The 16,822-nt window shown below is 68.5% G+C and carries 16 protein-coding genes; 9 read left to right on the top strand and 7 right to left on the bottom strand.

The window, feature by feature from the left end; translation table 11 throughout:
• The first annotated feature begins 73 nt into the window (after positions 1 to 73).
• Entirely contained in the window at positions 74 to 1,114 is a 1,041-nt protein-coding gene (locus ACFXHE_RS05835) for an NAD(P)-dependent alcohol dehydrogenase (RefSeq protein WP_379380145.1), read from the top strand.
• 113 nt (positions 1,115 to 1,227) lie between these two features.
• On the opposite strand, the gene ACFXHE_RS05830 is transcribed toward ACFXHE_RS05835, so the two are convergent.
• Positions 1,228 to 2,100 carry a hypothetical protein gene (locus ACFXHE_RS05830; RefSeq protein ID WP_379380143.1) on the bottom strand — a complete coding sequence of 291 codons (873 nt, stop codon included), beginning with the start codon at positions 2,098 to 2,100 and terminating at the stop codon, positions 1,228 to 1,230.
• Positions 2,101 to 2,297: 197 nt separating this feature from the next.
• Between ACFXHE_RS05830 and ACFXHE_RS05825 the strand changes: the two genes are divergently transcribed.
• Together ACFXHE_RS05825 and ACFXHE_RS05820 are read left to right on the top strand one after the other, a co-directional pair.
• Positions 2,298 to 3,821 (top strand): amino acid permease, encoded by a 1,524-nt coding sequence (locus tag ACFXHE_RS05825; protein WP_379380141.1) that lies wholly within the window; start codon positions 2,298 to 2,300, stop codon positions 3,819 to 3,821.
• Between the two features lie 146 nt (positions 3,822 to 3,967).
• A complete protein-coding gene (locus ACFXHE_RS05820) occupies positions 3,968 to 4,255 on the top strand; it encodes a hypothetical protein (RefSeq protein ID WP_356995903.1) in 288 nt (95 codons plus the stop codon).
• Between the two features lie 120 nt (positions 4,256 to 4,375).
• On the opposite strand, the gene ACFXHE_RS05815 is transcribed toward ACFXHE_RS05820, so the two are convergent.
• Together ACFXHE_RS05815 and ACFXHE_RS05810 are read right to left on the bottom strand one after the other, a co-directional pair.
• Positions 4,376 to 5,026: a DUF305 domain-containing protein gene (locus tag ACFXHE_RS05815; protein WP_379380139.1), complete on the bottom strand. Its 651-nt coding sequence runs from the start codon at positions 5,024 to 5,026 to the stop codon at positions 4,376 to 4,378.
• A 90-nt stretch (positions 5,027 to 5,116) separates the two neighbouring features.
• Positions 5,117 to 5,581, bottom strand: coding sequence for a DUF6153 family protein (locus tag ACFXHE_RS05810; protein WP_379380137.1), 465 nt, complete (start codon positions 5,579 to 5,581; stop codon positions 5,117 to 5,119).
• 119 nt (positions 5,582 to 5,700) lie between these two features.
• Between ACFXHE_RS05810 and ACFXHE_RS05805 the strand changes: the two genes are divergently transcribed.
• Both ACFXHE_RS05805 and ACFXHE_RS05800 read left to right on the top strand, forming a co-directional pair.
• Positions 5,701 to 6,618 (top strand): ribonuclease Z, encoded by a 918-nt coding sequence (locus tag ACFXHE_RS05805; protein WP_379380135.1) that lies wholly within the window; start codon positions 5,701 to 5,703, stop codon positions 6,616 to 6,618.
• Between the two features lie 78 nt (positions 6,619 to 6,696).
• Complete coding sequence (locus tag ACFXHE_RS05800; protein WP_379380133.1) at positions 6,697 to 8,373, top strand: DUF885 domain-containing protein; 1,677 nt, start codon at positions 6,697 to 6,699, stop codon at positions 8,371 to 8,373.
• Positions 8,374 to 8,437: 64 nt separating this feature from the next.
• Here the strand turns inward: ACFXHE_RS05800 and ACFXHE_RS05795 are convergent, their stop codons facing one another.
• Positions 8,438 to 9,364, bottom strand: a complete 927-nt coding sequence (locus ACFXHE_RS05795) for an LppP/LprE family lipoprotein (RefSeq protein ID WP_379380131.1) — start codon at positions 9,362 to 9,364, stop codon at positions 8,438 to 8,440.
• 229 nt (positions 9,365 to 9,593) lie between these two features.
• Between ACFXHE_RS05795 and ACFXHE_RS05790 the strand changes: the two genes are divergently transcribed.
• The 4 genes from ACFXHE_RS05790 to ACFXHE_RS05775 all read left to right on the top strand — a co-directional run bounded on the left by ACFXHE_RS05790 (position 9,594) and on the right by ACFXHE_RS05775 (position 14,318).
• Positions 9,594 to 11,021: an MDR family MFS transporter gene (locus ACFXHE_RS05790; protein ID WP_379380129.1), complete on the top strand. Its 1,428-nt coding sequence runs from the start codon at positions 9,594 to 9,596 to the stop codon at positions 11,019 to 11,021.
• 119 nt (positions 11,022 to 11,140) lie between these two features.
• Positions 11,141 to 12,274: a class I SAM-dependent methyltransferase gene (locus ACFXHE_RS05785; protein ID WP_379380127.1), complete on the top strand. Its 1,134-nt coding sequence runs from the start codon at positions 11,141 to 11,143 to the stop codon at positions 12,272 to 12,274.
• A 76-nt stretch (positions 12,275 to 12,350) separates the two neighbouring features.
• Positions 12,351 to 13,277 carry an LLM class F420-dependent oxidoreductase gene (locus ACFXHE_RS05780; RefSeq protein WP_379380435.1) on the top strand — a complete coding sequence of 309 codons (927 nt, stop codon included), beginning with the start codon at positions 12,351 to 12,353 and terminating at the stop codon, positions 13,275 to 13,277.
• 183 nt (positions 13,278 to 13,460) lie between these two features.
• Positions 13,461 to 14,318 (top strand): Bax inhibitor-1/YccA family protein, encoded by an 858-nt coding sequence (locus ACFXHE_RS05775; RefSeq protein WP_379380125.1) that lies wholly within the window; start codon positions 13,461 to 13,463, stop codon positions 14,316 to 14,318.
• A gap of 92 nt (positions 14,319 to 14,410) precedes the next feature.
• Here ACFXHE_RS05775 and ACFXHE_RS05770 read toward each other — a convergent pair whose 3' ends face one another.
• The 3 genes from ACFXHE_RS05770 to ACFXHE_RS05760 all read right to left on the bottom strand — a co-directional run bounded on the left by ACFXHE_RS05770 (position 14,411) and on the right by ACFXHE_RS05760 (position 16,819).
• The gene (locus ACFXHE_RS05770) at positions 14,411 to 14,749 is read right to left on the bottom strand and encodes a DUF1330 domain-containing protein (protein ID WP_379380123.1); all 339 of its coding nucleotides are present in this window, start codon (positions 14,747 to 14,749) and stop codon (positions 14,411 to 14,413) included.
• 190 nt (positions 14,750 to 14,939) lie between these two features.
• Positions 14,940 to 16,157, bottom strand: coding sequence for an acetyl-CoA C-acetyltransferase (locus tag ACFXHE_RS05765; protein WP_379380121.1), 1,218 nt, complete (start codon positions 16,155 to 16,157; stop codon positions 14,940 to 14,942).
• Between the two features lie 197 nt (positions 16,158 to 16,354).
• A complete protein-coding gene (locus ACFXHE_RS05760) occupies positions 16,355 to 16,819 on the bottom strand; it encodes a hypothetical protein (RefSeq protein ID WP_364620762.1) in 465 nt (154 codons plus the stop codon).
• Positions 16,820 to 16,822: the final 3 nt, after the last annotated feature.

Below are 16,822 nucleotides of genomic sequence, written 5' to 3'. Positions count from 1 at the left end.
TCATTCGCTAGACACAGTGTAAAGCCACTGCTACCGTGTGCGCCAGATCACAAGTTCGAGGCAAGGAAGCATGATGCGCGCACTCCAGTGGACCGGCCCGGAAAAGGTGCAGATCAACGACATCCCGGTCCCGGACATCGGACCCACCGACCTGCTGGTGAAGGTCGGCGCCGCGGGGGTCTGCCACTCCGACCTGACCCTGGTCAACTTCCCGATCCAGCTGCGCGAGGATCCGCTCACCCTCGGCCACGAGATCGCCGGCACCATCGAGGCCATCGGCTCGGACGTGAACGGGCGCGAGATCGGCGAACGCGGCGTCGTCTACCTGTTCTGGACCTGCGGCGTCTGCCGGGAGTGCGTGAGCGGCAACGAGAACGTCTGTCTCGCGGCGGGTCGCGTCGCCATGCCGCCCTGCCCCGGACTCACCATCGAGGGCGGCATGTCGGAGTACGTGCGGATTCCGGCGAGCTCGTTCGTGCCCATCGGCGACCTGGACTTCCTGCAGGCCGCGCCGGTCGCCGACGCCGCCCTCACCGCCTACCACGCCATTCGCGGTGCGCGCGAAGCACTCCGGCCCGGCGGCACCGCGGTCGCCATCGGCATCGGCGGGCTCGGGCACGTGGCGGTGCAGATCCTGCACGCCATCTCCGGCGTGCGGGTCATCGCCGTGGACCAGGCGCAGGAGAAGCTGGACCTGGCCGCCGACTGCGGTGCCGAACTCGGCATCCTCTCCGGCGGCGATACCGCCCAGCAGATCCTCGACCTCACCGACGGGCGCGGCGCGGACGCCGTCTTCGACTTCGTCGGCGTGGACTCCACCGCCAAGCTGGCCTGCGAGACCGTCGCCCCCAACGGCGCCTACCGCATGGTCGGAATCGGCGGCGGCGCACCGGAAATCACCGCCGGACCGGCCGGCGGCCCCGGCTGGCCGTGGGGCGCGACCGTGCGGAAATCGCTGGGCGGCACCCGCAGCGACCTGCACGCGTGCGTGGCCCTCGCCCAGGCGGGCAAGCTGCACATGGAGGTCGAGCGCTTCGACCTCGCCGAGGGGCCGGAAGCCTTCCGCCGCCTGGACGCGGGCCAGATCCGGGGGCGCGCGGTCCTGGTGCCGTGACCGATTCGCGAATGAACCCGAGACAGACCGGACGAATCAGCCTGCGGCGGGCTCTATCTCGCCGAGGAACTTCGCATCGAACTGGCCACCGGCCACCAGCTCCCGGCGGTGTCTCATTGCAACCCCGCGATGCGGCGCTCCAGCCAGCGGCGGGATTCGGCGTCGCGGGCGTGGACGAGGACCTTGCGGCGGGCGGCGGGGGACAGCGCGGATAGGAGGCGGGCCAGGCGTTTTCGGGTATCCCAGCTGATCAGGTAGCGGACCGCGCCGGCGATGGCGGCGTCGTCGGCCAGGTCGACGGCGCGGGCGAAATCGGTGCGGTTCTCCAGATCCAGGAACTGGGCCGGAATGCGTTCGTGCGGCGGGTAACCCGAGTAGGCGCCGGTGCCCGCCGCGTACCAGGCGCACAGGCGCAGGATTCGATCCACCGCATCCGGGTACGCCACCGACAGCAGGGCCCGGGCCTCTGTCACCTGGGGGCCGGTCAAACCGCCGCCGGAGGTGGACGTATCGAGAAAGATGTCGGTGTAGGGCATGAGTGGTGCGGGGATCTCGGCCGCCCAGAGCCGGGCGGTGCGGTCGATGTCGGCCTGGCGCTGCTCGGCCACGCGGTATTCGCGCAGGGGAACGGCGACGCCGCGCACGGCCAGCCATTCCAGCGAGCGGATGCCGTCGGCCAGCAGCGCGTCCTGGGGCCAGCCGTCCCAGCGGATCGAATAGCCGTGATGCAGGGTCACCGTGGTGAGCGGACGCTCGTCGGTGTCGAAGAAGTCCAGCACCACATCGCCCCAGCACATGCACACGAAACCGGACAGGTCGGCAACGCGCAGGGCGTCCCGCAGCGCTCGCACGGCAATCGGATCCCGCTCCTCCAGCAGGATCGGCGCGTCCCCGGGCATCTCCCTGACCCGGACGCTGTGCGCATGCGCCAGCACCCGATCCAGCGCGACCGGATCCCCGCCCGCGGACGTTCCCCCGAAAGCCATACCGAAACACTAATCCGCCCACCGGTCCCCGGCGTGGTGTTGCGGCGGCACGCGGGTGCGTTCTCGGTGACCAGCCTGTTGCTGAACTGGTACGTACCAGCTGATGATACGGTGCCGTGTGACGCCGATAACTCGCCTGATGGTGACCGACCGGTGAGAACTGCATTGTTGCCGAGAAGCCAGATTTAGGAGAGACAGTGGCGATATCGGACTCCTCGCGAGACGCTGCCGGTCCCGCTGCCCAACGCACCACCGGACTGTTCCGCACCAAGAGCGTCGAACAGTCGATCCGGGACACCGACGATCCCGATTCCAAACTTCGCAAGGACCTGACCTCATGGGACCTCACGGTCTTCGGCGTCGCGGTCGTGGTCGGCGCCGGTATCTTCACCCTCACCGCGCGTACCGCGGGCAACTTGGCCGGACCCGCGGTCTCGCTGGCCTTCGTCTTCGCGGCCGTTGCCTGCGGCCTGGCCGCACTCTGCTACGCCGAATTCGCCTCGACCGTCCCCGTCGCGGGCAGCGCGTACACCTTCTCCTACGCCACCTTCGGTGAGCTGGTCGCCTGGATCATCGGCTGGGACCTCATCCTGGAATTCGCGCTCGGCACCTCGGTGGTCGCCAAAGGCTGGTCGCAGTACCTGGGCACGGTCATGGGCGGGCATCAGCCCATCTGGCACTTCGGCTCGGTCAAGTTCGACTGGGGCGCGGTCGTACTGATCGCCGCGCTCGGCGTGCTGCTCGCCCTCGGCACCAAGCTGTCCTCGCGGGTGTCCGCGGTCGCGGTCGCCATCAAGCTGGCCGTCATCGCGCTGGTGGTCGTGGTCGGCGCCACCTACTTCAAGGCCTCGAACCTGAAGCCCTTCATCCCCGCCTCGGTCCCCAACGCGGACTCCGGCAGCGCGAGCAAGCTGCAGCAGACCCTGTTCCAGCTGGTCACCGGCGGCGGCAACAGCCACTACGGCTGGTACGGCCTGCTGGCCGCCGCCTCCATCGTGTTCTTCGCCTTCATCGGCTTCGACGTGGTCGCCACTGCCGCCGAGGAGACCAAGGACCCGCAGCGCAATGTGCCGCGCGGCATCCTGGGCTCGCTGGCCATCGTGACCGTGCTGTACGTGGCGGTCTCGCTGGTGCTCACCGGCATGGTGTCCTACAAGGACCTGCAGGGCAACGACGCCACCCTCGCGACGGCCTTCGCCCTGCACGGCGTCAACTGGGCCAAGAACATCATCTCCGTCGGCGCGCTGGCCGGTCTGACGACGGTCGTCATGGTGCTGTTCCTGGGCCAGACCCGCGTGCTGTTCGCCATGTCCCGCGACGGCCTGATGCCGCGCCGGCTCGCACACACCGGCCCCAAGGGCACGCCGGTGCGGATCACCGCCATCGTCGGCGTCATCTGCGCGGTGCTGGCCGGGTTCGTGGACTTCGGCACCCTGGAGGAAATGGTCAATATCGGCACGCTGTTCGCGTTCGTGCTGGTGTCCATCGGCGTGGTCGTGCTGCGCCGCAGCCGGCCGGATCTGAAGCGCGGCTTCCGGGTGCCGCTGGTGCCGCTCATCCCGATCCTGTCGGTCATCGCGTGCGCCTGGCTCATGTTCAACCTGTCGGTGGAGACCTGGCTGCGGTTCGTCATCTGGATGGCACTGGGTCTGGTCGTGTACTTCGCCTACGGCCGAAAGCACTCGGTGATGGCCCGCGCGGAGGCGAAAACCGGTAGCTGATCGGGTGCTCGAGTTCGGTGCTGGTGGTGTGTCTTCCATACGCCACCTCGTGGAATGCGGTTCAATTGCTCTGAATATTGAGAGTTGTGCCACAAGTTCGGCCCATCAGCACCGTATCAGCATCCCGAGAGGAACCGATCGTGAGCATGCTCCTCGCTGTGCATGACGCCTACACCACGGTTGTCGCGCAGATCGGCAACCCGACCCCGGAGACCCCGCCCGTAGCGGACAAGCTGATGAAGCTGGTCCGCTACTTCACCTGGTTCACCATGCTGTCCGGCGTCACCGCCATCACCTACGGCGGTGGCCGGTTCGCCTGGGAGAAGTGGAGCGGCGGCGGCCTCGAATCACCGAAGATGGTGGCCGGAGCGATGATCGGTGGCGTCACCGCCACCAGCGCCGGCACCATCATGAACGCCGTCATCGGCAATTAGAACCACTCTCGCAACTCGTGGCCATACCTGCCAAGGCCGTGGCTTCGCCCCGGAACCGCATTTGGGGGACCGAGGCTTGCGGGTGCGCCGGATACCGGCGCACCCCTTGGCTTCTCGCTGCTAGCTCTGGCCCAGCATGGTGTTCATCTGGGTGATCTCCTGCTGCTGGGCGGTCACGATGGACTGCGCCAGAGCCTTCGATTCGGCGTTGGCGCCCTGTGCCAGTTCGGTATTCGCCATGGTGATCGCGCCCTGATGGTGCTCGATCATCATCTGCATCCACAGCTTGTCGAAGTCCGGCCCGGACAGGCCCTCCAGCTTGGTCATCTGGTCCTTCGACATGATGCCGGGCATGTCGTGACCCATGTCGCTGCTCGGCGCGGGCTTGCCGAAACTCTGCAGCAGCGTGGTGATCTGTTGCATCTCCGGCGACTGCGCCTGTTCCACGGCTGTGGCCAGGGTGATCAGCTGCTGGTTCTGCGAGCGGGTGGGCACCAGCTTCGCCATCTCCACGGCCTGCGCGTGATGCGGGTACATCATCTGCAGGAACGTGACGTCGGCGGCGTTGAAGTCGCTGCGGGTGGCCGCGGGCGCCGAGGTGCCGGTCGCGCCGTGATCCATGCCGGGCATGCCGCCGTGGTTCATGGCCGTGGTGGTCGAGGACGGCGCGGCCTTCGAGGTGTCGCTGTCATTGCTGCTGCAGCCGGCGGCGATCAGGGCGGTGGCCGCGGTGCCGGCGATCAGGGCGAGCTTGATCCGGGTGCTGAACATGGTCGAACTCCTTGGTGGGTGCTGGCGAATCGGGAAATGAGCAGGCGAAAACCCGCGTCCGCGTGGGGGATACGCGGCCGCGGCGGCCCATCAGATCCGCAGGATCGCCAGTTCGGCCAGGGAGAGCACCGTCCAGGGTGGTGGACGGGCGTGATGCGCGCGCGGGTGGCGCGGTGTCGAGGTGGCGGCGTCGCGACGGCCGATGCCGACCCAGGCCAGCACGGCCAGACCCAGTCCGAGCAGCAGCGCGGCGAGCACGAACAGGCAACCGTGCATTCCGGCGTGGCCATTGCCGCAATCGCCCCCGCAGCCGGGCATGGACATCTCGTGGTCCTCGCCCGCGGCCATCGCGATCGGGGCGATACCCGCCATGGGCAGAACGGCGTCGTGCATGTGCTCGGTCATGACTGTCGCTGCGCTCCCGGCGTGGTCGCCGGTCATGCGGTCGTGGCTCATGCCGAGGACGAGCGCGTGCATGGCCACCAGCCCGGCCAGCAGGGCGAGCAGCCCGAAGGCCCGGATGAACCGGGTGCCTCGGGGCTGCTGCTCGATCACGGCGGCCATTCTACGGACCTGCCGCCACTCCGGGCCGGATACCCCCTGTCGGTATCTTCGCGGGACGCGCCCGCCTCGCCATCGCGAGGATCGGCGGGGTGGGCGGTAGCCTGACGGCCGTGTCACAGCGCGAACTGGTCATTCTGGGGACGGCCAGCCAAGTACCGACCAAACAGCGCAATCACAATGGCTACCTGCTGCGGTGGGATCGCGAGGGGTTGCTGTTCGACCCCGGGGAAGGCACCCAGCGGCAGATGAGCTTCGCCGGTGTGGCCGCCAGCGGGATCACCCGCATCTGCATCACCCACTTCCACGGGGACCACTGCTTCGGCCTGCCGGGTGTGCTGGGCCGCATCAGCCTGGACGGGGCGCTGCATCCCGTGGACGTCTACTTCCCGGCGTCCGGCGAGGTCTACTACGAACGGCTCATCGATTCCTCGGCGCACAACCGCCAGGTGGAGCTGCACCCGCACCCGATCACCGACGCCGGTGCATTGCCGCCGCCGGGAGCCGATTTCACCCTGCGCGCGGAGCGGCTGTCCCACCCGGTCGAATCGTTCGGCTATCGCCTCGACGAGCCGGACAGCCTGCGCTTCATTCCCGAGCGGTTGCGCGAACTCGGATTGTCCGGGCCGGTCGTGGGTGAATTACAGCGGCGCGGCGAAGTCGAGATCGGCGGGCGCACGGTCACCCTCGACGAGGTGAGCGAGGCGCGGCCGGGACAGAGTTTCGCGTTCGTCATGGACACGCGGCTCTGCGACGGCGTCCACGACCTGGCCCGGGGCGTGGACATGCTCGTCATCGAGTCCACCTTCATCGATGCCGATGAGCACCTGGCGGTCGAATACGGTCATCTCACGGCCGGGCAGGCGGCGCAGGTGGCGGCGAGGGCGGGGGTCCGCACCCTGGTGCTGACCCACTACTCGCAGCGCTACCGCACCCTGGACCAGCATTTGGCCGATGCCCGTGCCCATTTCGGCGGTGAGATCGTGGTGGCCGAGGATCTGATGCGCATTCCGGTGCCGCCGCGCCGCTGAGCGGGCGACCTCACCGCTGGGGGTGCGAAGTTTCCGTGCGGCCGCGCGGCGGTGGCGGGCCCGGGCATGATGGTCGGCATGGACTCGCACGAGGAACTCATCGCACTCGCCGACCGGTACTGGGACGCCATGCTGGAGTCCGCGCCCAGCGAGGCGACCCTGTTGGGGGACAGGCGATTCGACGATCACATCGAGGATCTGTCGGTCGCGGCGGAGGAACGGCTGCTGGGTACCTGGCGGGGGCTACTGGCCGAGGTGGATGCTCTGGATCCGGGGCGGCTGGGTGACGAGGACCGGACCACGCGGAGCCTGCTGCGTACCGAATTGGCTTCGGCGGTCTCGCATCTGGAGTGGCGGCCCGTCGAGATGGCCTCGGATCAGATGACGGGCGTGCACGCCGGGATGCTGACCATGGCTCCCCTGGTGAACGCGCCCGAACCGGAGAACGCGCAGCGGCTGGTGCAGCGCTACCGGCAGTTCGGTACCCTGATGAACCAGGCCGTGGAGCGCTTCCGGGCGGGACTCGCGGCCGGGCGCACGCCCGCGCACATCACCATCGAGCGCTCGCTCCATCAGCTGGATGGCTACCTGGCCTCCGATCTCGCCGACGACCCGTTCGTCACCCTGGCCGGCCCGGCGGGCTGGGATGGCGAAACCGCCTGGCGCGCAGAGCTGGCCGAGGTCGCGCGGGAGGTCATCCGGCCCGCCTTCGCCGCCTACCGGGCGGTGCTCGCCGCCGAGCTCGAACCCGTTTCGCGCCCCGATGACAAGCCCGGCCTCTGCTGGCTCGGCGACGACGGCGCGGACATCTACCGCCGCCTGCTGCGCCACCACACCACATTGCCCGACCTGGGCGCGGACGAGATCCACCAGCTCGGGCTGGACGAATTGGCCCGTCTGCGCACCGAATACGAGGAGGTGGGCGGCCGCCTGTTCGGCCTCGCCGATCAGACCGCCATCTTCACCCGGCTGCGCGAGGATTCGGCGCTGCGCTACGGCGACGGTGCGGAGATCATGGCGGACGCCCGGGCGTGTCTGGCCGCCGCCCAGACGGAGATGGGCAACTGGTTCGGCCGGCTCCCGCGCCAGTCCTGCGACATCCTGCCGGTCCCCGACTTCCTGGCCGCGGATGCGCCCGCGGCCTACTACTTCACGCCCGCGGCCGACGGCTCCCGGCCCGGCGCCTACTACGTGAACCTGCGGGAACCCAAGAGCCGCAACCGCTACGAGACCGCCGCGGTCGCCTACCACGAGGCCATTCCCGGCCACCACCTCCAGCTCACCATCGCCAACGAGCTGGACCATCTCCCGCGCTTCCAGCGCATGTCCTTCTCCAATACGGCCTTCGTCGAAGGCTGGGCGCTCTACACCGAGCGCCTCGCCGACGAAATGGGCCTGTACCCCGACGATCTCACCCGCATCGGCATGCTCGCCGCCGACTCGTGGCGCTCCTGCCGCCTCGTCGTGGACACCGGCCTGCACGCCAAGGGCTGGACCCGTCAGCAGGCCGTCGACTTCATGTCCGCCAATGCCCCCGTCGGGCTCGAGGAGATCCGGGTGGAGATCGACCGCTACATCGCCATGCCCGGCCAGGCGGTCGCCTACAAGGTCGGCCAGCTCGAGATCCGCCGCCAGCGTGCCCTGGTCACCGACCGCCTCGGATCCGCCTTCGACATCAAGGCTTTCCACGACACGGTGCTCGGCTCCGGCTCGGTCAGCCTCCCGGTTCTGCGCGATCTGGCCGACTCCCTCTGACACTCGGCGACGGGCAGGCCGGTGGGCCGTGGCTCACCGGCCTGCCCGCCCGGTGACAGATCGATCAGTGGCAGATCTTGTCCGCGACATCGGCAGGAACGCCGATCTCGGTGCAGTGCAGGGCGCTGCCGAGGTCCACCGGCTTCCAGCCGCCGTTGGCCGCCACGTAGTGGAACAGGACCTGCGCCCGGTTGACCGTGTTGTTGTGGGTTCCGCTGTGGGCCATCGCCCAATCGCCCGAGCAGTCGATTCGATCCTCGAGCTCGACCGGTTGCGCCAATCGCGACTCGATGTCGGTGCCGTGCAACGCCTGGAGCAGAACGGATTTGGTGACCGGGCACACCGGCGGGGTACCCGCGGAACTCGGATCGGTCACCTCGGCCGGGAAGTCACGATCCGGGGTGACGGTGTGATCGTCCGCGCCCAGGGTGAGCGTGACGGTGACCGGTCCGCCCGAGGGACAGCAGCTGGCGTCCTGACCGGCGAGCCACCGGTACTGGACCTGGACACTGCGATCGGACGAGCCGACCACCTGGGTATAGGACGTCGACTTCTTGGTCGCGGTACCCAGGTAACCCGCGTGGTTGAACAGCATCACATGCCAGGGTGAGCTGGCCGTGCCGTGCGGAGTCCCCGCGAGCACCCACAGCAGGGCGGGGCAGGAGCCGACGGCGGCGTCGGTGCCGCTGTCCGCGTAGTACCCGTCACCGCCGACACCGGTGCCGAGTCTGCTCAGCGCGGCGGTGACCACCGCCGACTTCAGATCGACGCATTTGCCGTTTCCGGCGGTGGCGGGAGCGCCGCCACCGGCGGGCTGTGTGGCGCCCGGCGACTGCTGAGGGGCAGGAGACTGAACAGTTCCCGGTGCGGTCACTGTGGCGGAGGTCGGTAGCGACGCCCCGCTGGTCGCCGGTGTCGAACCACCGTCCTGACATGCCGTCGCCAGGGCCACCGCGGCGACCGCCGCGATGATGCCAACGATCCGCTTCATGAAAAATCCCTCCCACTCGGTACTACCGAGCACGTCGAGTCCCGGACGCAGATCGTTGCGCCCCTGATTTCATGGGCACGCCGGCTCGCCGTCGGCGCGACCGTGTGCCGGCCGTTGCGAGCCTTCGTGTTTCGTGTCCCGCAGGAGCCGGCGCAACCACACCGGGAATAGCGGCCCGGATGGCGTGTTCGACTGTGGTGGTGAGTTGTGTTGAGGGAAGGGGCTGCCGGTGACGGCTACGGATGTGACGTCGTCGATCGGGCTGCGGTCGGAGCGGGGGCCGATTCTCGCGGCGATCATGTTGTCGACGTCGCTGGTGGCATTGGACTCGACCATCATTGCCACCGCGGTGCTGACGATCACCGATCAGCTCGGTGGGTTCGCGCAGTTCCCTTGGCTTTTCAGCATCTACCTGCTGGCGCAGGCGGTGACGGTGCCGATCTACGGGAAGCTCGCCGACATGGTCGGGCGGAAACCGGTCATACTGTTCGGGATCGGGGCCTTCGCGGTGGGGTCGCTGCTGTGCGGGCTGGCGACGAGCATGCCCGCGCTGATCGCGTTCCGGGCCGTGCAGGGCATCGGGGCGGGCGCGGTCAGCCCGATCTCGATGACCATCGCGGGCGACATCTACACGGTGCCGGAGCGGGCCAAGGTGCAGGCGTATCTGGCCAGTGTATGGGCGACCTCGTCGGTGCTGGGGCCGCTGCTCGGCGGCGTGTTCTCCGAGTACATCAGCTGGCGGTGGATCTTCCTGATCAACCTGCCGCTGGCGGCGCTGGCGGCCTGGATGATCCTGCGGAACTTCACCGAAAGTGCTCCGCGGCAGAGCCATCGGATCGACTACCTCGGTGCCGGACTGCTCGCCGTCGGGGCCGGGGCGCTGATCCTGGCACTGCTCGAGGGCGGCCAGGCGTGGGCCTGGGGCTCGCCCGCGAGCCTGGTGCTCTTCGCGGGCGGCGGGTTGACGCTGGCGTTGTTCGGGCTGGTGGAGCGGCGGGCCGCGAATCCGATTCTGCCGCTGTGGGTTTTCACCCGGCGCATCGTCGTGGCCAGCAGCCTGGCCTCGCTGCTGGTCGGCGCGATCCTGCTGGGTCTCACCTCGTACGTGCCGACCTTCGCGCAGGGAGTGCTGGGTAGCGGAGCGCTGATCGCGGGTCTCACCGTCGGCGCGCTCACGCTGGGCTGGCCGGTGTCGGCGTCGCAGGCCGGAAAGGTGTACCTGCGCATAGGTTTCCGGGCGACTGCGGTGATCGGCAGCCTGTTCGCCGTGGTGGGCGCGGCGTCGCTGCTGGTGGTGGACGCGCGGTCGAGCCTGTGGCAGTTGGCGATCGGCTGTTTCGTCGTCGGTATGGGGATGGGCCTGGTGGCCAGCCCGACCCTGATCGCCGCCCAGGCGAGCGCCGAATGGTCGGAGCGGGGCGTGGTCACCGCCACCAATATGTTCGCCCGCTCGCTGGGCAGCGCGGTCGGCGTGGCCGTGTTCGGCGCGCTGGTCAATGCCCGGCTCGGGAAGGCCGGCCATCCGGCCGCGTCCGACCTCGCGCCGGCGGTGCACTTGGTGTTCCTCGGCGTGGCCGCCATGGCGGTGGTCCTCATCGGTGCGGCGGCCGTCATGCCCCGGCGAAGCGCGGGCAACTCGGAAATCCATTCGGCGTGAACACGATCGACATGTGATTTGCGGAATCGCAGAATAGCGCCGGGATCGGTTAATTCCGCAAAAAGGCCGCCGACCGTGCCGAATGGAATACTTCGGCAATGATCTAGCACACTGTAGGTGTGGTTGAGGTCGAGGACGTATTGGGCCGGTTACGGCGGTATCCGGATGTCGAAGCGGTGAACCTGTATGCGGTCGATGCCGCCGACCGCCTGATGCTGGATGTCGCCGCGGATTCGCTGGCCGCCGCCGGGGACGGGCGGGTGGCCGTGATCGACGACGGCTACGGGGCGTTGACGCTCGGGGCCATCGCCGCGCACGACCTGCACGGGGTCCGGGTGCATCAGGATTTGCTCACCGGTGAATTGGCACTCGCCAACAATGCCCGAATTGTCGGTCTAGCCGATCGCTTTTCGACCCGCGAATTGGGTGCGGGATTGCTCTCCGATGTCCGCGCGGTGCTGTGGCGGCTGCCGCGCGCGCTGTCCGGCCTGGCCGAAACCGCCGAGGCCATCGCGCGCTGGGCCGCACCCGATGTCGAGGTGTTCGCCGGCGGCCGCGACAAGTACCTGACCCCCGCCATGAACGAGGTACTCGCCGAATCCTTCGGTTCGGTGCGCGCCACCCGCGGCCGCCAGAAATCCCGCATCCTGCTCGCCGCCGAGCCCAAACCCATTGGCGAGCCCCGTTTTCCGATTCGCAACCGGCTCGACGAGCAGGGCCTGGAGGTGGTGGCCCACGGTGCGGCATTCTCCGGCCCGCGCCTGGACATCGGCACCCGCTTTCTGCTCGACCACCTGAAGCGGATGAAGCCCGATGCCCACGACGCCATCGATCTGGGTTGCGGCACCGGCATTCTCGCGGTCGCACTCGCCAAGGCCCGCCCCGGCATCCGGGTGACGGCGACCGACCAGTCCGCGGCCGCGGTGGCCTCCACCCGCGCCACCGCCGCCGCCAACGGCGTCGCCGACCGCGTCACCGTGCTGCAGGACGACGCCATGTCCAGCGCCCCCGACAACAGCGCCGACCTGGTGCTGTGCAACCCGCCCTTCCATGTCGGCGCGGCCGTGCACACCGGCTCGGCCATCAAGATGTTCCAGCAGACCGGGCGGGTGCTGCGCCCCGGCGGCGAGCTGTGGACGGTCTACAACACCCACCTCAACTATCGGGGCGTCATGGAGCGCATGGTCGGCAGAACCGATGTGATGGGCCGCAATCGCAAGTTCACCGTGACCCGCTCGGTGCGTCCCCTGTGACCCGCTGGGATCCGCCCACCGTGACCCGCTGGGTACCCGGCCTGCGCGACGTCGAATAATCGGGCGCATGGGACGAATCGATCTTCGAATCTTCACCGAACCCCAGCAGGGCGCGTCCTACGACACGCTGCGCACCGTCGCCAAGACCGCCGAAGACCTCGGCTACGACGCCTTCTTCCGGTCCGACCACTACCTGAAGATGGGCGACGCCGACGGTCTCCCGGGCCCCACCGACGCCTGGATCACCCTCGCGGGCCTGGCCCGCGAGACCCGCCGCATCCGGCTGGGCACCCTGGTCACCTCGGCCACCTTCCGTCACCCGGGCGTGCTCGCCGTCGAGGTGGCCCAGGTCGACGCCATGTCCGGCGGCCGCGTCGAATTCGGTTTCGGCGCGGGCTGGTTCGAGGCCGAGCACGCCGCCTACGGCATTCCCTTCCCGGCCCGGAGGTTCCCGCGCTTCGAGGAGCAGCTGGCCATCGTCACCGGCCTGTGGTCGACGCCGGTCGGCGAGACCTTCTCCTTCGCCGGCGAGCACTACACGCTCACCGATTCCCCGGCGCTGCCCAAGCCCGCGCAGCCGCGTATCCCGGTCATCATCGGCGGCATGGGCGCCGAGCGCACCCCGCGCCTGGCCGCGCAGTACGCGACCGAGTTCAACGCGCCGTTCCAGTCGGCCGAGGCCAGTGCCGAGCAGTTCGAGCGAGTCCGCATGGCCGCCAAGGACACCGGCCGCGATCCGCACGACATCACCTTCTCCAACGCGCTGGTCGCCTGTGTCGGCGCGAGCGATGCCGAGGTGGCGCGGCGCGCGGCCGCCATCGGGCGCGAGGTGGACGAGCTGAAGGCCAACGGCCTGGCCGGCAGCCCGGACGAGGTGGTCGAGAAGATCGGCCGCTATGCCGAGATCGCCGGTACCAGCCGGGTTTACCTGCAGATTCTGGATCTGTCCGATCTGGATCACCTGGAGCTCATCGCAAGTCGCGTGATGAGCCAGCTGGGCTGAAACGGGCTTCCGGGGCGGCCGGACCGCGGCTTATCGGGCGGCGCATTCAGTAAAGCTAAGGTAAAGTCCGGTTCGTCCGATCGGTGGGGGTTCGGGAACTCCGGGCCCCCACAGCGCGTTGGACGAGTAGCTTCAATGGCCACGACCGACGTGAGCCGCGACTCCAGAAAGGGACGCACGGAAATGCGCTCCACATCCAACCCGGTCTTCCGGAACTTGCAGCCGCAGCAGGGCGGCTACGCCGGCTTCGGCTCGGCGCCTGGAGCCGGACAGTTCCCCAGCAACCCGTACGGTCAGCAGCCGCAGTACCCGGGCTACCAGCAGCCCTACCAGCCGGCCGTACCGACCACCCGCCCGATGACCATCGACGATGTGGTGCAGAAGACCGGCATCACCCTCGGCGTGGTCACCCTGACGGCGATCCTGTCCTACGCGCTCACCTCGGCCAACCACGGCCTGGCCGTGTTGTTCCTCGCGGTCGGCGGCCTCGGCGGCTTCGCGCTCGCCATGATCATGACCTTCGGCCGCAAGCAGGACAACCCGGCGCTCGTGCTCAGCTACGCGGCGCTGGAAGGCCTGCTGCTGGGCTCGTTCTCGTTCCTGTTCACCAATGTGCAGTTCGGTGGCGTCGGCGGATCCGGCCTGATCGCGCAGGCGGTGCTGGGCACCTTCGGCGTCTTCTTCGGCATGCTCGTGGTCTACAAGACCGGCGCGATCCGCGTCACCCCGCGCTTCACCCGCATGATCGTGGGCGCCATGATCGGCGTCCTGGTGCTCATGCTCGGCAACCTGGTCGCCAGCTTCTTCACCGCCGACGGCTTCGGCCTGCGCTCGGGCGGCACCCTGTCGATCGTGTTCAGCCTGGTGGTCATCGGTGTCGCGGCCTTCAGCTTCCTGCTGGACTTCGACGCTGCCGACCAGCTCATCCGGGCCCAGGCTCCGGAGAAGGCGGCGTGGGGCGTGGCGTTCGGCCTGACCGTCACCCTGATCTGGCTGTATCTCGAAATCCTGCGCCTGCTGAGCTACTTCCAGGACAGATAGTCCGGGAAGGGCTGACGCACAGCTGAATACCTGAGTGGGCGGGCATCGGAATCCGGTGCCCGCCCACTGCTGTGTAGCCAGCCTGAGAGCGTTCAGTCGTTGGTCACCACCTCCTTCAGGACGTCGGTGGCGACGTGATTCTCGCCGCAGTCCGCGGCCAGGACCCCGACGCTGGAGCAGTTACGCAGGCGCAGCGGCAGGATCTCCTGGTAGGCGGCCGACTCGTACCAGTCGGTCACGGCCTGATAGTCGGGGAACTCGATGACGATGACGATCGCACTGGCCGGGCCCTCGATCACCCGCTGCGTGCCGCCGTGCACGATGAACTTCCCGCCGTAGGGCGCCAGCGTGGCGTCGATGCGCTCCAGGTATTCCACGATCTCGGCATTGATGTCGACGTCCCACAGGTTGGCGATGGCGTAGGCGGGCATTTCGGGCTCCTCGGTCGGATTACTTTGCTGCCCTTGATATTTCCGCTTGCCGGGAACGAAGTCGATTACCCACCAGGTAAAGCCGACTGCTGAGGGGTGTGGCCCACCTTCCCCCAAACAAATTGGGCCGCCCGACCGTGAGGTCGGGCGGCCCAACTAACGCCGTAGCTCAGCTACGGTATCTCGTGCCTCAGCTCAGGCGCTCGATGATCATCGCCATGCCCTGGCCGCCACCGACACACATGGTCTCCAGACCGAACTGCTTGTCGTGGGTCTGCAGGTTGTTGATGAGGGTCGCGGTGATGCGGGCACCGGTCATACCGAACGGGTGGCCGAGGGCGATGGCGCCACCGGAGACGTTCAGCTTGTCCAGGTCCATGTTCAGCTCACGGGCGGAACCGAGCACCTGCACGGCGAAGGCCTCGTTGATCTCGTACAGGTCGAGGTCGTCGATGGTCATGCCCGCGGTCTTCAGGGTGTTGCGGACCGCCTGGATCGGGCCGAGGCCCATGACCTCCGGGGACAGGCCCGAGACGCCGGTGGCCACGATGCGGGCCAGCGGGGTCAGGCCCAGCTCGCGCGCCTTGACGTCGGACATGACGACCAGGGCGGCCGCGCCGTCGTTCAGCGGGCAGGCGTTGCCGGCGGTGATGGTGCCGTCGGCGCGGAAGACCGGCTTCAGCTGCGAGATCTTCTCGTAGGTGGTGCCGGCGCGCGGGCCGTCGTCGGTGGTGACGATGGTGCCGTCGGGCAGGGTGACCGGGGTGATCTCCCGCTCGAAGAAGCCGGACTTGATGGCCTCCTCGGCGCGGTTCTGCGAACGCACGCCCCAGTGGTCCTGGTCCTCGCGGGAGATGCCGGTGTAGGTGGCGACGTTCTCCGCGGTCTGGCCCATGGCGATGTAGACGTCCGGGAGGATGTCGTCGTTGCGCGGGTCGGTCCAGGTGGCGTTGGACTCGGCGGTCGCCTTGGTGCGGGCCTCGGCCTCGGCGAACAGCGGGTTGTGCGAGTCCGGCCAGCCGTCGGCGGTGCCCTTCGGGAAGCGCGAGACGGTCTCGACGCCGGCGGAGATGAACACGTCGCCCTCGCCGGCCTTGATGGCGTGGAAGGCCATACGGGTGGTCTGCAGCGAGGACGAGCAGTAGCGGTTGACGGTGACGCCCGGCAGGGAGTCGTAGCCCAGCTGCACGGCCACGGCGCGCGCCATGTTGAAACCGGCCTCACCGGCGGGCTGGCCGCAGCCCAGGTGCAGGTCGTCGATGTCGGAGACGGCGAGCGAGGGCACCTTGTCGAGGGCGGCGCGCACCATCTGCGCGGCGAGGTCGTCCGGTCGCATGCTCACCAGAGAACCCTTGCCAGCGCGGCCGATGGGCGAGCGGGCGTACGAAACGATGACGGCCTCAGCCATGAGGACTCCTTTTTTGCTGGGGTGATCCTCTTCGAATTTACGACGGGTGTGTTCCGGCTCAAACATCCGGTATGCCCGTATCCCAACTACTGAACTGTGGGATATCGCTCACTCTCGCAGCTCTCGTGCCGCGCTGCCTGCCGGCACCGCGGCACGAGACAGGGTGAAAGATGGGGCAGCACAGCGATGAAGGTGGGTTACCCGGGGACGTCGAAGGCGCTGTGCGCCGGGATGTTCGGCATGTCGGTGTAGACGGTGACGATGATGTGCCCCGGCCCGGTGTCCTGGAACAGGGCGTAGTGCTCGCTGCCGTAGAAGCCGGCCAGCACGGGAACTCGATATTCGCCGGCCGCGCCGGTGTCCATGTTCCGCCACGCGACGGTGGCCACGGTGATGCACTGCGGGGCGAAGCTGTACTCGCCCGGATCGAACCCGGCGACCGGCAGCGCCTGGATGCTGATGATCGCGCGGCCGGGCCACTGCGGGCCGGTGTCGGCCCAGGATCGGATATTGCCGCCACAGATCAAAGCATCGTGATAAACGCTCGGGACCTGCGGGAATTCGACGGTTGCGGCCTCCGCGGGCGCGGCCGCGACGATCATGGTCGCGAGGCCGGAGGCGGCGAGCAGGGAGGCGGCGGGCACGCTCGTCGGCATCCACATAGG

It is taken from the genome of Nocardia sp. NPDC059229 (assembly GCF_042754165.1).
GTDB lineage: Bacteria > Actinomycetota > Actinomycetes > Mycobacteriales > Mycobacteriaceae > Nocardia.
This window is presented reverse-complemented; position numbering and strand designations above follow the sequence as displayed.

Bases quoted from the DNA above. Each gene is read 5' to 3' on its own strand.
- ACFXHE_RS05835 (WP_379380145.1), top strand. From the start codon at position 74: ATGCGCGCACTCCAGTGGACCGGCCCGGAAAAGGTGCAGATCAACGAC.
- ACFXHE_RS05830 (WP_379380143.1), bottom strand. From the start codon at position 2,100: ATGGCTTTCGGGGGAACGTCCGCGGGCGGGGATCCGGTCGCGCTGGAT.
- ACFXHE_RS05820 (WP_356995903.1), top strand. From the start codon at position 3,968: ATGCTCCTCGCTGTGCATGACGCCTACACCACGGTTGTCGCGCAGATC.
- ACFXHE_RS05815 (WP_379380139.1), bottom strand. From the start codon at position 5,026: ATGTTCAGCACCCGGATCAAGCTCGCCCTGATCGCCGGCACCGCGGCC.
- ACFXHE_RS05800 (WP_379380133.1), top strand. From the start codon at position 6,697: ATGGACTCGCACGAGGAACTCATCGCACTCGCCGACCGGTACTGGGAC.
- ACFXHE_RS05795 (WP_379380131.1), bottom strand. From the start codon at position 9,364: ATGAAGCGGATCGTTGGCATCATCGCGGCGGTCGCCGCGGTGGCCCTG.
- ACFXHE_RS05775 (WP_379380125.1), top strand. From the start codon at position 13,461: ATGCGCTCCACATCCAACCCGGTCTTCCGGAACTTGCAGCCGCAGCAG.
- ACFXHE_RS05770 (WP_379380123.1), bottom strand. From the start codon at position 14,749: ATGCCCGCCTACGCCATCGCCAACCTGTGGGACGTCGACATCAATGCC.
- ACFXHE_RS05765 (WP_379380121.1), bottom strand. From the start codon at position 16,157: ATGGCTGAGGCCGTCATCGTTTCGTACGCCCGCTCGCCCATCGGCCGC.
- ACFXHE_RS05760 (WP_364620762.1), bottom strand. From the start codon at position 16,819: ATGTGGATGCCGACGAGCGTGCCCGCCGCCTCCCTGCTCGCCGCCTCC.